At 73.0% G+C, this 15,394-nt stretch carries 13 protein-coding genes; 11 read left to right on the top strand and 2 right to left on the bottom strand.

Annotated elements, in window-relative coordinates; genetic code table 11:
* Positions 1-45 precede the first annotated feature (45 nt).
* The 11 genes from G8D98_RS07460 to G8D98_RS07510 all read left to right on the top strand — a co-directional run bounded on the left by G8D98_RS07460 (position 46) and on the right by G8D98_RS07510 (position 12,237).
* The gene (locus G8D98_RS07460; protein WP_166101167.1) at positions 46-822 is read left to right on the top strand and encodes an S-methyl-5'-thioinosine phosphorylase; all 777 of its coding nucleotides are present in this window, start codon (positions 46-48) and stop codon (positions 820-822) included.
* Complete coding sequence (locus G8D98_RS07465; RefSeq protein WP_166101169.1) at positions 819-2,159, top strand: amidohydrolase family protein; 1,341 nt, start codon at positions 819-821, stop codon at positions 2,157-2,159. The genes G8D98_RS07460 and G8D98_RS07465 overlap by 4 nt, the downstream gene beginning before the upstream one ends.
* Complete coding sequence (locus G8D98_RS07470) at positions 2,156-2,656, top strand: cupin domain-containing protein (protein WP_229661897.1); 501 nt, start codon at positions 2,156-2,158, stop codon at positions 2,654-2,656. The genes G8D98_RS07465 and G8D98_RS07470 overlap by 4 nt, the downstream gene beginning before the upstream one ends.
* On the top strand, positions 2,653-3,411 hold the full coding sequence (locus G8D98_RS07475; RefSeq protein WP_166101172.1) for an SDR family NAD(P)-dependent oxidoreductase: 759 nt from the start codon (positions 2,653-2,655) through the stop codon (positions 3,409-3,411). The genes G8D98_RS07470 and G8D98_RS07475 overlap by 4 nt, the downstream gene beginning before the upstream one ends.
* A 111-nt stretch (positions 3,412-3,522) precedes the next feature.
* Positions 3,523-4,614 (top strand): BMP family lipoprotein, encoded by a 1,092-nt coding sequence (locus tag G8D98_RS07480; RefSeq protein WP_166101174.1) that lies wholly within the window; start codon positions 3,523-3,525, stop codon positions 4,612-4,614.
* A 162-nt stretch (positions 4,615-4,776) separates the two neighbouring features.
* On the top strand, positions 4,777-5,925 hold the full coding sequence (locus G8D98_RS07485; RefSeq protein ID WP_166101177.1) for an ABC transporter permease: 1,149 nt from the start codon (positions 4,777-4,779) through the stop codon (positions 5,923-5,925).
* A gap of 1 nt (position 5,926) precedes the next feature.
* The gene (locus tag G8D98_RS07490; RefSeq protein WP_166101181.1) at positions 5,927-6,967 is read left to right on the top strand and encodes an ABC transporter permease; all 1,041 of its coding nucleotides are present in this window, start codon (positions 5,927-5,929) and stop codon (positions 6,965-6,967) included.
* On the top strand, positions 6,967-8,634 hold the full coding sequence (locus G8D98_RS07495; protein WP_166101184.1) for an ABC transporter ATP-binding protein: 1,668 nt from the start codon (positions 6,967-6,969) through the stop codon (positions 8,632-8,634). The genes G8D98_RS07490 and G8D98_RS07495 overlap by 1 nt, the downstream gene beginning before the upstream one ends.
* A gap of 227 nt (positions 8,635-8,861) precedes the next feature.
* Positions 8,862-10,019, top strand: a complete 1,158-nt coding sequence (locus G8D98_RS07500) for a ferredoxin reductase (RefSeq protein WP_205859722.1) — start codon at positions 8,862-8,864, stop codon at positions 10,017-10,019.
* Positions 10,020-10,058: 39 nt separating this feature from the next.
* Positions 10,059-11,357, top strand: coding sequence for a fatty acid desaturase family protein (locus G8D98_RS07505; RefSeq protein WP_166101187.1), 1,299 nt, complete (start codon positions 10,059-10,061; stop codon positions 11,355-11,357).
* 130 nt (positions 11,358-11,487) lie between these two features.
* Entirely contained in the window at positions 11,488-12,237 is a 750-nt protein-coding gene (locus G8D98_RS07510) for a sulfite exporter TauE/SafE family protein (RefSeq protein WP_229661898.1), read from the top strand.
* A gap of 28 nt (positions 12,238-12,265) precedes the next feature.
* Here the strand turns inward: G8D98_RS07510 and G8D98_RS07515 are convergent, their stop codons facing one another.
* Entirely contained in the window at positions 12,266-13,684 is a 1,419-nt protein-coding gene (locus G8D98_RS07515; protein WP_166101190.1) for a L,D-transpeptidase family protein, read from the bottom strand.
* A gap of 172 nt (positions 13,685-13,856) precedes the next feature.
* Positions 13,857-15,362, bottom strand: coding sequence for a CoA-acylating methylmalonate-semialdehyde dehydrogenase (locus G8D98_RS07520; RefSeq protein WP_166101193.1), 1,506 nt, complete (start codon positions 15,360-15,362; stop codon positions 13,857-13,859).
* Positions 15,363-15,394 lie beyond the last annotated feature (32 nt).

Consider the following 15,394-nt stretch of genomic DNA (forward strand, 5'->3'; position numbering starts at 1 on the left):
GGATCCCGTCGCCCCCGCCCGGGCCGGACGGTAGCGTGCGGGGGCATGACCGCTCCGCCCCTCGCCGTCGTCGCCGGTACCGGGTTCTACGACCTCGAGGCGCTCCAGGACCGGTCCGAGCAGACCGTGGAGACCCGATGGGGGCCCGCGCGGGTCACCCACGGACGCTGGCACGGCCTCCCCGTCGTCTTCCTCACCCGCCACGGCCCGGGCCACACCCTCCCCCCGCACCTGGTCAACTACCGGGCGAACATCCGCGCCCTGGCCGACCTCGGCTGCACCGACGTCCTCGCCGTCAACGTCACCGGCTCCATCGACCCCGACCTCGCGCCCGGCGACCTGCTCTGCCTGGACGACTTCCTCGACCTGACCCGCCAGCGCCCACTGACCTTCTTCGACGGCTCGGGCCCGCAGGGCGTCGTCCACGTCGACGTCAGCACGCCCTACCACCCCGAGCTGCGCCGCGAGCTGCTCGAGGCGGCCGCGGCCCTCGGGCAGCCGATGCGCGACGGCGGGGTGTACGCGGCCTTCGAGGGTCCGCGGTTCGAGACCGCCGCCGAGATCCGCCTGGCCCGCCTCGCAGGAGCGGACGTCGCCGGGATGACCGGCGTCCCGGAGGTCACCCTCGCGCACGAGGCCGGCCTGCGCTATGCCGCGGTCTCCCTCGTCGTCAACCCCGCGACCGGTGTCGGGGAGGGGACGGAGCCGATCACGATGAGCGAGATCGAGGCCGTGCTCACCCGCAGCCGGGAGGCCGTCGTCGCCGTCCTCGACGAGCTCGTCCACACCCGGGCGACCTTCGCCGAGGAGGATGCCGGGTGAGCCGGCTCGCGGTGGCCGGCGCCCGCCACGTCGTCACGGTCGACCCCGACGACACCGTGCTGCACGACACCACGGTCGTCGTCGAGGACGGCACCATCGTCGAGGTCCGGCCCGCCTCGGCCGGGCCGGTCGACGCCGACGAGGTGCTCGACGGCACCGGCCGGCTGCTCCTGCCGGGCCTGGTCAACGTGCACACACACCTGCCGATGACCCTGCTGCGCGGCCTCGCCGAGGACGTCGACCTCCAGGGCTTCCTCACCCGGGTGTGGGCCGCCGAGGCCGCCGTGATGGACCCGCCGACGGTGCAGCTCGGCGCCACCCTCGGGGCCCTCGAGTCCCTGCTCGGCGGGTGCACGACCCAGCTCGACATGTACTTCCACCACGACGCCGCCCACCGCGGCGCGCTCGCGGCCGGCAGCCGGCACGTCACCGGCCCGGTCTTCCTCGACGGGCCGGGGCCGGACGGGCTGACCTGGCAGGCGCGCGAGGAGCTGCTGCGCGCCTGGCCGGCGCAGCTCGCCGCCCTCGGCGGCCCGCAGGTGCCCGTGGCGGCCCTGCCGCACGCGACGTACACGTGCTCGCCCGAACGGCTCGCACAGGTGGCGGCCACCCTGCGCGAGGTCGCCGGGGACCGGCCGGCGCTGCTGAGCACCCACGTCTCCGAGAACGCCGCCGAGAACGCCGACGTCGCGGCCCGCTACGGCCGCACCCCGACCGAGGTCCTCGCCGACGCCGGGTGGCTCACGGGCGACCTGCCCGTCGTCGTCGGCCACGGGGTGCATCTGAGCGACTCCGACCGTGGCCGGCTCGCCGCCGCGGGGGCGTCCGTGGCCCACTGTCCCGGCTCGAACCAGAAGCTCGCCAGCGGCGCGCTGCACTGGGAGGCGGTGCGCGAGAGCGGGGTCCGGCTCGGCATCGGCACCGACGGGTGCTCCTCGTCCAATGACCTCGACATGTGGCAGGCCATCCGCCAGGCGGCCCTGCTCGCCCGGCTGACCAGCGGCCGGCCGGACGCCGCGAGCGCGCACGAGGTCCTGCGGGCCGCGACGCTCGGCGGCGCCGAGGCCCTCGGCCTGGGCGACGTCGTCGGCTCGGTCGAGGTCGGCAAACGCGCCGACCTCGTCCTCGTCGACCTCGAGCAGCCCCACCTGACGCCGGTCCACGACGTCCACGCCCTCCTCGTCTTCGCCGCGGGCCGCGCCGACGTCACCGACGTCGTCGTCGACGGCGAGGTCGTCGTGCGTGGCTCTCGCAGCACCCGGGTCGACACCCCCGCGCTCCTCGCCCGGGCCCGCGACCGGGCCGCGGCCGCCGGCGCCGCCGCGGAGGCGTCGTGAGCGGGCCGGAGGGGGCGCCCGCGGGCGGGCACCCCGGCGAGAGCGCCGAGGAGGTCATCGACCGGTTCGGCATGGTGCCCATCCCCGAGGAGGGCGCCTGGTTCGTCGCCGGGCCGCGGACCCAGGGCCTCAACGCCGTCACCGTGCTGCTCACGCCCCGACCCGACGGCTTCTCCGCGATGCACCGGCTCGCCGTCGACGAGGGCTGGCAGTGGCTGGGCGGCGCGCCGGCGGCCCTGCTGCGGCTGCGCCCGGGTGGCTCCGGGGTCCTGAACTACCTCGGCGAGGAGCACCCCCAGGTGCTCGTCCGCCGGGGGACGTGGATGGGAGCGAGCACCCTCGGCACCTGGACTCTCGTCTCCTGCTGGTGCGCCCCGGCCTTCCGGCCCGAGCACTTCGAGCTCGGGGAGCGGGCGGCCCTCGCCGAGGAGTACCCGCAGTTCGCCACCGAGATCGCCGCACTGACCCGGGACGAGCCGGTCGGGCGGATGCGGTGAGCGCGCTCGTCACCGGCGCCAGCGGTGGCCTCGGCCGAGAGGTGGCGCTGGCCCTTGCCCGCGGTGGCCACGACGTGGCCGTCCACTACCGCGGGGACGCGGCGGGGGCCGAGGAGACGGCTGCCGGGGTCCGCGAGGCCGGGCGTCGGGCGGCCACGCTGCACGCCGACCTCGACGTGCCCCTCGGCGAGCCGGACGTGCTCGAGACCCGGTGCGCGGACCTGCTCGAGCGGTGCGCCGAGCGGCTCGGGGAGCCAGCGGTCGTCGTGCTCAACGCCTTCCCCCAGCACCAGGTGGCGTGGGAGGAGCTCGACGCCGCGGCCTGGGACGCCTACCACCGGGCCGGCCTGCGCCCGAGCGCCGTCCTCCTGCACCGCTCGGCCGCCCGGATGGCCGAGGGCGGCGTGGTCGTCGTCGTCGGCTCCATCGAGGGCCTGCGCGCGATGCCCGGACACGCTCCGTACGCCGTCGCCAAGGCCGCGCTGCACCACCTCGTCGGCGCCGCCGCGCACGAGCTCGGCCGCCGCGGGGTGCGGGTCGTCGGGGTGTCGCCCGGGCTCGTCGAGCGCGCCGGCCTCGCGCAGGCCTGGCCCGAGGGCGTGACCCGCTACCGGGCGGCGGCGGCCCTGGGCCGGCCGGTCCGGCCCGAGGAGGTCGCCGCGACCGTGGCCTTCCTCGCCTCACCCGTCGCATCCGGCATCACGGGCACCACCGTCACCGTCGACGCGGGGTGGTCGGCCGGCCCCGGCTGGTGACCCCCGCCACACCTCGGTAACGACCCCGCAACGACTGTGGGGCGGGTGCGGCGAGGACCCGTTCTGGCCGTAGCATCTGCTCGACTGACCCGTACCCCGAGGAGATCCTCCATGAAGTCTTCGCGTTACCTCGTCGCGGTTCCCGCGGCCCTCGCCCTGGCCCTCGCCGGCTGTGGTGGCAGCACCGGCAGCTCCGGTGACGGCAGCAGCGACTCCGGCTCGTCGGCGGGTGCGCCCACGGACGACTCCAACTGCGCCAGCGAGGACGTCTTCTGCGTCGGCCTGGTCACCGACACCGGCAAGGTCGACGACAAGAGCTTCAACCAGTCCGCACACGAGGGCGCCCAGGCCGCGGCCGAGGAGCTCGGCGGCTTCTACAAGTACATCGAGACCCAGGACGCCAAGGACTACGCCGCCAACATGGCGCAGTTCACGAACAAGAGCTACGACGTCGTCGTCACGGTCGGCTTCCTCATGGCCGACGCCACCGTCGAGGCCGCCGCGAGCAACCCCGACACGATGTTCATCGGCGTCGACCAGGACTACTCCGAGCAGGCGCCCGAGGGCACGAACATCACCGGCCTGACCTTCCCCGCCGACCAGGCGGGCTACGCCGCCGGCTTCCTCGCCGCGCAGATGACCAAGACGAACAAGCTCGGCCAGGTGCTCGGGCTCGAGATCCCGACCGTCGTCGCCTTCGCCGAGGGCTACAAGAACGGCGCCAAGGCGGTCAACCCCGACATCTCCGTCGCCACCGTCTACCACCCCGCCGGCGACAACGCCTTCAGCGACCCGGTGTGGGGCGCCAGCGAGGCCAAGAAGCAGCTCTCGCAGGGCGTCGACGTCATCTTCGGTGCCGGTGGCGGCACCGGCAACGGTGCCCTCCAGGAGGTCGCCAAGTCCTCCGGTGCGGGCACCGACACCTTCTGCATCGGCGTCGACAGCGACCAGTGGGAGACCGTCCCGGCCGCCCACCCGTGCCTGCTCACCTCGGCGATGAAGCTCATCAGCCAGGGCGTCACCGACACCGTTACGGCGGCCAGCGAGAACGGCGAGTTCGAGGACGTGCAGACGACCGGCGAGGTCGGCCTCGCGCCGTACCACGACTTCGACAGCACCGTCCCCGAGGACGTCAAGACCAAGGTCGCCGACGTCGTCAGCCAGCTCCAGGACGGCTCGCTGGAGACCGGCGTCACCCTCTAAGGAGCGCCCGGGCCACCATCGAGCGGCCCCCGCGCCTGACCGCAAGGGGCGGGCACCCGGTCCACCGGGTGCCCGCCCCTTCGCCGGTCCCGGCACGTCCCCTTCCGCCGGAGGGCGCCACCGGCCAGACTGTGGCCCGAGCCCCGAGTCCATTGGAGACCCATGTCCGACACCCGCACGGCGCCCGCGGCGCCGTCACCGGGAGAGCAGCAGCCCCCTGAGCAGCGGCCCTCCCGCGGTGGCGCCCTCGCGTACGCCATCGCCCACCAGAACGCCATCGTCATCCTCGTCGCCCTCGTCATCGCGCTGCTCATCGGCGCCGCCCTGATCCGGGCCCAGGGGGTCAACCCGTGGTACGCCTACGAGACGCTCGTGCGTGAGGCGCTCGTCTACCCGGGCGCGTTCACCCGCACGCTGCAGAAGACGACGCCGCTGGTCCTCACCGGCCTGGCCGTCGTCATCCCGCTGCGCCTGGGGCTGTTCAACATCGGCGGCCAGGGCCAGTTCGCGATGGGGGCGATCGCGGGAGCGTGGGTGGCCTACCTCGCCGGTGGCGCCGGCTTCCTCGGTGCCGTGCTCGGCATGCTCGCCGGCATCGCCCTCGGCGGCCTCGTCGGGCTGCTCGTCGGTGTCCTCAAGGCCTACCGCGGCGTGCACGAGGTGATCTCCACGATCATGCTCAACTACATCGTCTCCGGGGTCACCTTCTGGCTCGTCGTCGGCCCGCTCCAGGCCGAGCGCTCCAAGACCAGCGGCATCCCGCAGACCGAGTCCATCCCGGCCGCCTCACGGGTCGGGGCCCTCTCCGGGGTGCCCATCGGGTTCGTCATCGCCGCCGTGCTCGCGGCGCTGTGCTGGTGGATGCTCTCGCGCACGACGCTCGGCTTCCGGTTCAACACCGTCGGCGCCAACAAGAGCGCCGCCGGGTACGCCGGCATCCGGATCAACACGATGGTCGTGCTCTCGGTCGTCATCGGGGCCGGCCTGGCCGGGCTCGGCGGCGCCCTCGAGGCCGAGGGCACGCTGCACCGGTTCGAGCCGGCCATCGTCGGCTCCCTCGGGTTCGACGGGATCACCATCGCCCTGCTCGCGCGCGCCAACCCGCTCGCCACCATCCCGGCGGCCTTCCTCGTCGGCGTGCTGCGGACCGGCGCCGCCGGCCTGCAGTTCTCCACCGGCATCGCCCCCGAGATCGTCGACCTCCTGCTCGCGCTCATCCTCCTCATGGTCTCGATCCCGGTCCTCGGCACCTGGCTGTTCCGCAGCCGGGCCGACAAGGTGAGCGTCGCCTCGACGAGCTGGGGGTCCTGAGATGGCCTGGGTCATGCGCAACCGGGTGACGGTCGGCCTGCTCGCCGTGGTCGTCGTCGCCGCCTACGTCTTCTACTGGGCCGCGAACGACATCGCGCCGTCGATGTACGTCTCGGCGTGGGGCTACGCCATCCCGCTGGTCCTCGCCGCGCTCGTCGGCGTCATCGGCGAGCGCTCCGGCGTCGTGAACATCGGCATCGAGGGGCAGATGCTCATCGCCGCCTTCGCGGGGTTCTTCACCGCCGCGGCCACCGGCTCGATCCTCGTCGGCGTCCTCGTCGGCGTCGGCAGCGGGCTCGTCGCGGGGGCCTTCCTCGCCTGGACCACCGTGCGCTGGCGGATGGACCAGATCATCGCCGGCGTCGTGCTCAACATCGTCGCCACCGGGATCACCTCCTTCTACTACACGCCGGGCAAGATCCTCCCCGGCGTCATCCCCAACCTCGACATCCCCGTGCTCCAGGACATCCCCCTGGTCGGCGAGGTCTTCTTCAGCGGCCGCAGCTGGATCGCCACGGTGGCGATCCTCGCCGCGATCGGGATCCACCTCCTGCTCTTCCACACCCGCTGGGGGCTGCGCACCCGGGCGGTCGGCGAGTACCCCTCGGCGGCCGACACCGCCGGCATCAACGTCGAGCGGCTGCGCCTGGTCAACGTCACCATCGCCGGGTCGCTCGCCGGGCTCGCGGGCGTCTACCTGTCGATGGACGCGTCGAGCTCCTTCGAGCGCGGCATGACCGCCGGGCGCGGCTTCCTCGCCCTGGCGATCATGATCATGGGCGCCTGGCGGCCGCTGCGGGCCTTCGCCATGGCGCTCTTCTTCGGCTTCGTCAACGCGGTCGCCAGCCAGCTGCAGCAGTCCGGCCTCGGGGTCGACGGCGAGCCGAGCGGCTTCCTCGAGTGGCTGCTCGCCGCCGTCACCTCGCCGCAGATCCTCGCCACCCTGCCCTACGTCGCGGTGCTCGTCGTCCTCGGCCTCGCCGCGGGCCGGGTGCGTGCACCGGGGGCGGTCGGCCAGCCCTACGTCAAGGGAGACCAGTGATGTCGGACCCGACCACGACCGGCACGCCGGAGGCCGAGGGCACCCCGACCCCGGCCGGGCACGTCGACACCAGCCCCGACCACCTGGAGCGGGTCGCCACGACCGACGCCGCGCGGGAGCTGCCCCCGGAGCGCTCCGGCTTCGGCGAGGGGGTCGTCGGCGAGGTGCTGCTCGACATCCAGGGCCTCTCGAAGAGCTTCGGCTCGGTCCACGCCAACCGCGACATCACCCTGACGGTGCGCCGCGGCGAGATCGTCGCGCTCCTCGGCGAGAACGGCGCCGGCAAGTCCACCCTCGTCAACCAGATCTTCGGGCTGATCGCCCCGGACGCCGGCACGGTGAGCGTCAAGGGCGACGCCACCCCGATCAAGGACCCCAAGGACGCCATCGGCCGCGGCATCGGCATGGTGCACCAGCACTTCCAGCTCGTCCCCGTCATGACGGTGGCCGAGAACCTCATGCTCGGCCACGAGACGACCCGGGCCGGCGTGGTCCTCGACCTCGAGGGCGCCCGGCGGATGGTGCGCGACCTCGCCGAGCGGCACGGGCTGCGGGTCGACCCCGACGCCGAGGTCGACGACCTGCCGGTCGGCACCCAGCAGCGGGTGGAGATCCTCAAGGCGCTCTCCCGGCGCGTCGACCTGCTCATCCTCGACGAGCCCACGGCGGTGCTCACCCCGCAGGAGACCGACGAGCTGCTCGGGGTGATGCGCGAGCTCGCCGCCTCCGGCACCTCGATCGTCTTCATCACCCACAAGCTGCGCGAGGTGCTCGCCGTCGCCGACCGGGTCTACGTCCTGCGCCAGGGCGCGGTCGTCGGGGAGGTCGCGACCGGGGACACCGACGCCACCGGGCTCGCGACGATGATGGTCGGGCGCGAGGTCGTGCTCTCCATCGACAAGGAGCCCGCCACCCCCGGGGAGACGGTGCTCTCGATCCGGGACCTGCGGGTCGAGGACGACCGCGAGCTGACCGCCGTCGACGGCTTCTCCCTCGAGGTGCGCGCCGGGGAGATCGTCGGCGTCGCCGGGGTCGAGGGCAACGGCCAGCGCGAGCTCGTCGAGGCCCTGGCCGGGATGCGCAAGGTCGTCTCGGGGCAGATGACCCTCGGCGACCTCGACCTGACCAGGGCCGACCCGCACCGCACCCACCACGCCGGCGTCGGGCACATCCCGGAGAACCGCGAGAAGCACGGGCTCGTCAGCGCCTACTCCATCGCCGACAACCTCGTCCTCAACGAGTTCGACCAGCCGCCGTACGCCAGGAGCGGGGTGCGCCAGTTCGCCGCGGTCCGTGAGAACGCCCAGCGGCTGCGCGAGGAGTTCGACATCCGCTCCTCCGGCGTCATGCAGACCGCAGGCTCGCTCTCCGGCGGCAACAAGCAGAAGGTCGTCGTCGCGCGGGAGATGTCCTTCGAGCCCCGGCTGCTCATGGCCGCCCAGCCCACCCGCGGCGTCGACGTCGGGTCCATCGAGTTCATCCACCGCCGGATCGTGCAGGCCCGCGACCAGGGCGCCGCCGTCCTGCTCGTCTCCGCCGAGCTCGACGAGATCCTCTCGCTCTCGGACCGGATCGCCGTCGTCCACGGCGGCAAGGTCGTCGCCGAGATGGCCGCCGCCGACGCCGACCGCACCGAGATCGGCCGCCTCATGGCCGGCGACCACTGACCCGCCCGCCCCAACTTTCCCTCCGGCTGCCGGAACCTTCAGCGGCCGGAGGGTTACAACCGGCAGGTCGCTGAAGGTTCCGGCAGGTCACTGGTCGGTCGCTGAAGGTTCCGGCAGGTCACCGGCCGGATGCGGGCGTCGACCGGCGCCCGGGGCGTCCCTGGCCCCTTCCTGAGAAGAGACCCTACGCTCTCGTAACTTACGGGAACGTAGGTTATGGTCGGACCGTGACCGCCTCGACGACCGACCGAGCGACCCCCCGTGGGGGCACCCGGCCGCGCCTCGGCGCCCACACCCCCGGCCCGCTCGGCGGACTGGCCCGGGGGGCGCGCCGCGTGGCCGAGGCGCTCGCGACCCCGCTGGTCCCCGCCGACTACCTCGACCTCATCGACCCGATGCGCGCCGGGGCCGACCTGCGCGGGCGGATCGTCGAGATCCGCCCCGAGACCGACGACGCCGCGACGGTCGTCATCCGCCCGGGTCGCGGCTGGGCCGGGCACGTCCCCGGCCAGTACATCCGGATCGGCATCGACATCGACGGCGTGCGGCACTGGCGGGCCTACAGCCTCACCCACCGCGCGGACGGCTCGGCCGCCGCCGGCATCCCCGCCGGGTGCGTGGCCATCACGACCAAGGCCATCCCCGACGGCAAGGTCAGCACCCACCTCGTCCGGCGGGCCCGCCCCGGCACGCTCGTCATGCTCGACCAGGCCACCGGGGGCTTCACCCTCCCGGTCCCGGCGCCCGCGAAGGTCCTCTTCCTCACCGCGGGCAGCGGGATCACCCCCGTCATCGGGATGCTGCGCAACCACCTGCCCGAGCTCACCGACGTCGCCCACGTCCACTGCGCCCCGAGCGAGCACGAGGTGATCTTCCACCGCGAGCTCACCGAGCACCACGACGCCGGCAGGGTCGCCCTCTCGCTGAACCTCGACGACGTCCACGGCGTCCTCGAGCTCGGCCGGCTCGACACGCTCGTCCCCGACTGGCGCGAGCGCGAGACCTGGCTGTGCGGCCCGACCGCCCTGCTCGACGCCGCGGAGAAGCACTGGGCCGACACCGGCGTCCCGGACCGGCTGCACGTGGAGCGCTTCCGCCCCACCGTCGTCGAGCCCGGCGAGGGTGGGTCCGTGACGTTCGCCCGCAGCGAGCAGGTCGTCGAGGCCGACGGCGCAACCCCCATCCTCGACGCCGGCGAGGCGGCCGGCGTGCTCATGCCGAGCGGGTGCCGGATGGGCATCTGCTACGGCTGCGTCGTCCCGATGCGCGGCGGCGCCGTGCGCGACCTGCGCACCGGCGAGGTCACCGTCCACGAGTCCGACGAACCGCTGCCCGTCCAGACCTGTATCAACGCCGTCGCCGGCGCCTGCGAGTTCGACCTCTGACCACCGACCCTCCCGCGACCCCTCCGGAAGGACACCACCATGACCCTCGCCCCCCAGCGTGCCGACCACGCCTCGACCAAGCCGCAGGGCATCAACCCGCGGCTGCGCGTGACGAGCGACGAACCCCGCCCGCAGCGCGCGGCGCTCACCGGGACCGGACGGCCCAACCCGGCCGCGCACCTGAGCCCGGATGACATCGAGGGCATCGGCCACGAGCTCGACGCCCTGCGCCAGGAGGTCATGGACTCCCGCGGCGACCGCGACGCGGCCTACATCCGCAAGGTCATCCGCACCCAGCGCTACCTCGAGATGGGCTCGCGCGCACTGCTGCTGTTCAGCAACGTCAAGGTCAAGGGCTTCCGCCCGGCGTGGTGGCTCGGGACGGCCGGCCTCTCGGTCTCGAAGATCCTCGAGAACATGGAGATCGGCCACAACGTCATGCACGGCCAGTGGGACTGGATGCGTGACCCGAAGATCCACTCGACCGCCTGGGAGTGGGACAACGCCTCGCCGGCGAGTCAGTGGAAGCACAGCCACAACGAGATCCACCACACCTTCACCAACGTGCTCGGGCGCGACAACGACCTCGGCTACGGCATCCTGCGGGTCGACGAGGACCAGCCGTGGAGCCTGTTCTACCTCTTCCAGCCGATCTGGCACGTCGGCAACGCGCTGGTCTTCGAGTACTCGATCGCGGCCTACGACCTCGAGCTCGGCGGCTACCTCGCCAAGCGCGAGCGGATGAGCGAGGAGGAGAAGGCGACCTTCCGCGCGAACCGCAACGAGGTCCTCCAGAAGATCAAGCGCCAGGCGACCAAGGACTACGTCGTCCACCCGGCGCTCTCGGCCGTCAGCGGCTCCTCCCGCACGACGCTCACCGCCAACGTCGTGGCCAACCTCGTGCGCAACCTGTGGACGAACACCGTCATCATCTGCGGGCACTTCCCCCCGGGCATCTCCACCTTCGAGAAGACCTCGATCGACGGCGAGACCCGTGGCGAGTGGTACCTGCGCCAGATGCTCGGCTCGGGGAACATCAGCGGCACCAAGGCGATGCACGTGATCACCGGCAACCTCAGCCACCAGATCGAGCACCACCTCTTCCCCGACATGCCGAGCAACCGGTACGCGGAGATCGCGCCGCGCATCCGCGACCTCATGCAGCGGAACGACCTGCCCTACGTCACGGGCAGCCTGTGGAAGCAGGCCGCCTCGGTCTACCTCAAGGTCGTCCAGCTCTCGCTGCCGAACAAGGTCGAGGGCGAGCGTCGCCGCGACGTGGTCCGCCGCGAGCTCGGCAAGGCCTGGCGGAGCAAGAAGCTCGGTCGGCGGTACTGAGCCGGCGAGGTCCGGGCCGGTGAGCCCGGGCCACCCGCGGCAGGCCGGTGAGGCTGCCCGCTCCTCGCGGGAGTAGCGTCGGGCGCTGACCTCCGGGCGCCGGGGCGTCGAGCCCGCAAGGAGGACCGTGGTGGAGCTGCTCGGCGGCGGCCTGCTCGCCGCCGCCCTCATGGGGCTCGCCGCGCTCGTCATCGGCTACTCCAAGACGGCCCTCGGCGGCCTGGCCGTGGTCGCCGTCGCGATCTTCGCCTCACTGCTCCCGGCCCGGCAGTCGACCGCGGCCATCCTTGCCGTCCTCATCGTCGGCGACCTCGTCGCCGTGTGGCACTACCGGCACGATGCCGACTGGGCCATCGTGCGGCGGCTGCTCCCGGCGGTGCTGCCCGGGCTCGTCCTCGGGAGCCTCTTTTTACGGGTCGTCGACGACACCACCCTCCGGCGCAGCATCGGCGGCATCCTGCTCGTCCTGGTCCTGCTCCAGCTGTGGGTCAAGTGGCGCGCCGGAGAGGCGGACTCGACCCTGCACGAGCGGCGTGGTGTCGCCTGGGCGGCGGGTACCGGTGTCGGGTTCGCGACGATGACGGCCAACGCCGCGGGCGCCGTGACCACCCTCTACCTGTCGGCGTCCGGCATCGACAAGCGGCGCTTCGTCGGGACGAACGCGTGGTTCTTCCTCATCGTCAACCTCGTCAAGGTCCCGTTCTCCGTCGGCCTCGGCCTGATGCACTGGGCCGACGCCGGGCGCGCCGCGCTGCTCGCCCCGCTCGTGCTGCTCGGCGGTCTGGCGGGCTACGCCACGGTGCGTCGGATCAGCCAACGCACCTTCGACGTGTCCGTCCTGCTGGCCTCGGCCCTCGCGGCGCTGGCCCTCCTGGCGTGACACCGGCGGCCCGGCAGCGCCTCGCGCGTCAGTAGTGCGCCGCGACCGGGGTGCCGACCGGCGCGAAGTCGTAGACCCACTTCGCGGTGCTCACCGGCAGGTTGATGCAGCCGTGCGAGGCGGCGTAGCCGAAGCTGTCGCGCCACGGCGCGCCGTGCAGCGCGATCCCGCCGTCGTAGAACGAGGACCAGGGGACGTTTGGCGTCTCGTAGTCCGAGCCGTCGGCGTTCGAGCCGCGCATCGTCATCAGCGGGTTCTTGTAGTACACGTGGAAGAGGCCGGTGGACGAGGGGGTCTCGGCCGCGCCGTTGACCATGGACACCGGCCCCAGCGCCACGTCGGCGCCGACGTAGGCGGTCATCGTGTGCTGGCTGAGGTTGACGTCGATCCACTTCTCCCCGACCGCTGCCAAGTATGCCAGCGACTCGGCCCCGGGCGCGATCTCGCGCTCCTCCCAGGTCGCCGGCACGGTGTCGTAGGCCAGCTCGCCGCGGTAGGCCTTGGCGGAGCCGAGCGCCGTGACCACGGCGGAGGTGAGGGCGTCCGCGTTCGCGGCCGTCCGGCCGTCGACGGCCTCGGTCATCACCTGACGCACGGCGCCGGCCGCGTCGACGTACCGCAGGCCCTCGGTCGGCTCGATCTCGGCGTCCTGCGCCACCGACGTCACCCAGGCACCGACCTTGTCGGCGTCGAGGGTCGGCGCGCCAAAGCCGTCGGCGGTCTGCGGGACGCTGACCCAGGATGCCTTGGTGCGCCGCGACGCCTCGTGCTCGGAGACACCGTCGGAGATGGCGACGGTCCGCCCGATGACCGCGTTGGCGGCGGCCGCCGCCTTCTTCGCCGCGGCGGTGGTCACCGTCGGGGTGACGTCGACGAACTCGAGCGTGGTCGTCGCGGAGGTCAGGGTGGCGGCCGCCTGCTCGACGACGTCCTGGAAGGAGGACGGGTCGACCGTCTGGCCGGTGACGGCGGGGGTCACCGTGAAGGACCGCCCGTCCTCGGCAAGGGCGACCGTGGCGTCGCGCCCGGCCTTGCCCGCCTGCTCGACGAGCTCGGTGACGACGTCGTCGAGCGCCGTCTCGTCGTGGGTGACGACGGCGGAGACGTCCCGCGAGGAGACCAGGGAGGTCGCGTAGGAGGACCACGAGGCGTTCGGGGAGAGGACGGCCTCGACCGTGGCGTCGACGTCGACGTCGACGCCGAGGTCGGCGAGGTGCTCGGTGCGGCTCGTGGACCCGGAGCGGAGGGTCACCGTGACGTCGGCGGCGCGCTCACGGACCGCGCTGGCCAGGGCCTCGCGGGTCAGCCCGCTCACCGAGGCCCCCGCGACGGTGCTGCCCGGCAGCGCCTTGTCCTGGTAGTGGGCCGCGTACGCGGTGCCGGCACCCCCGAGCACCATGGGCAGGGCGACGGCGGCGGCGAGCAGCGCCTTCCTCCGGGTCGTCATCTGGGCGGTCCGTCCACTTCCTGGGTCGCGAGCGGCGTGCGCAGTAGGCGCACGCCGCCATCCATGATGGGGCAGGCCGAGAGGGCCCGCCACCTGGCGGCCGTTCCGTCCAGGTCACGAACTGACAACGATGCCGGCGCTCGCGGCGCGCCCTGAGTCGACAGCGGGCAGGTCAGGCGTTGCGCGGGAAGCCGAGCTCGAGGCCGCCGTGACTCGGGTCGAGCCAGCGCGAGGTGACCACCTTGCCGCGGGTGAAGAAGTGCACACCCTCGGTGCCGTGCGCGTGGCTGTCGCCGAAGAGGCTGTTCTTCCAGCCGCCGAAGGAGTAGTAGGCCATCGGGACCGGGATCGGGACGTTGATGCCCACCATCCCGACCTCGACCTCGTGCTGGAAGCGCCGGGCCGCGCCGCCGTCGTTGGTGAAGATCGCGGTGCCGTTGCCGTAGGGGTTGGCGTTGACGAGCCCCAGCGCCTCGTCGTAGGAGGCGGCCCGCAGGACGGAGAGCACGGGCCCGAAGATCTCGTCGGTGTACACCGACATCTGCGGGGTCACGTGGTCGAAGAGCGTGGGGCCGAGGAAGAAGCCCTCACCGTCGGCGTCGACCTCCCCCTCCCGGCCGTCGACGACGAGGGTCGCCCCGGCCTCGACCCCGGCGTCGAGGTAGGAGGCGACCTTGTCCCGGTGCTGCGCGGTGACGAGGGGCCCCATGTCGCAGGCGCGGGTGCCGTCACCGGTGACGAGCGTGCTCATCCGCTCGGCGATCTTGGCGACGAGCTCGTCGGCGACCGGCTCGACGGCCACGAGCGCGGAGATGGCCATGCACCGCTCGCCGGCGGAGCCGAAGCCGGCGTTCACAGCGGCGTCGGCGGCGAGGTCGAGGTCGGCGTCGGGCAGGACGACCATGTGGTTCTTCGCGCCGCCGAGGGCCTGGACGCGCTTGCCGTGCGCGGTGCCCGTCTCGTAGACGTACTTCGCGACCGGCGTCGAGCCGACGAAGGAGACCGAGGCGACGTCCGGGTGGGTCAGCAGCGCGTCGACCGCCTCCTTGTCGCCGTGCACGACGTTCATCACGCCGTCGGGGAGGCCGGCCTCGGTCCACAGCCGCGCGACGGCGTTGACCGCCGACGGATCCTTCTCGGACGGCTTGATGACCACCGCGTTGCCGCAGGCGACCGCCACCGGGACGAACCACAGCGGGACCATCGCCGGGAAGTTGAACGGGCTGACCACCGCGACGACGCCGAGGCTCTGGCGGATCGAGTAGACGTCGACCTTGGTCGAGGCGTTCTCGGTGTAGCCCCCCTTGAGCAGGTGCGGTATGCCGCAAGCGAACTCGGCCACCTCGAGCCCACGGGTCACCTCGCCGAGCGCATCGGAGAGGACCTTGCCGTGCTCGGCGGTGATCAGGGCGGCGATCTCCTCCTTGCGCTCGTTCAGCAGCTCGCGGAAGCGGAAGAGGACCTGGGTGCGTCGGGTCAGCGACGCCTGCGCCCACTCGCCGGCCCATGCCGCCCGGGCCCCGGCGACGACCTCGGCGACCAGCTGCGCCGACGCGAGGTCGACGACCCCGGTCTGCTCCCCGGTCGCGGGGTTGTAGACCGGGCCGGTCCGTTGCGCGGTGCCCTCCCAGGGCGCGCCGGCGACGAGGTGGGTGATGCGGGTGGGGGTCGGGCTCACGAGATCGCGTCCTTCTCCGGGGTCGGATGATG

Origin of the sequence: Phycicoccus endophyticus (assembly GCF_011326735.1) — a bacterium.
GTDB lineage: Bacteria > Actinomycetota > Actinomycetes > Actinomycetales > Dermatophilaceae > Phycicoccus > Phycicoccus endophyticus.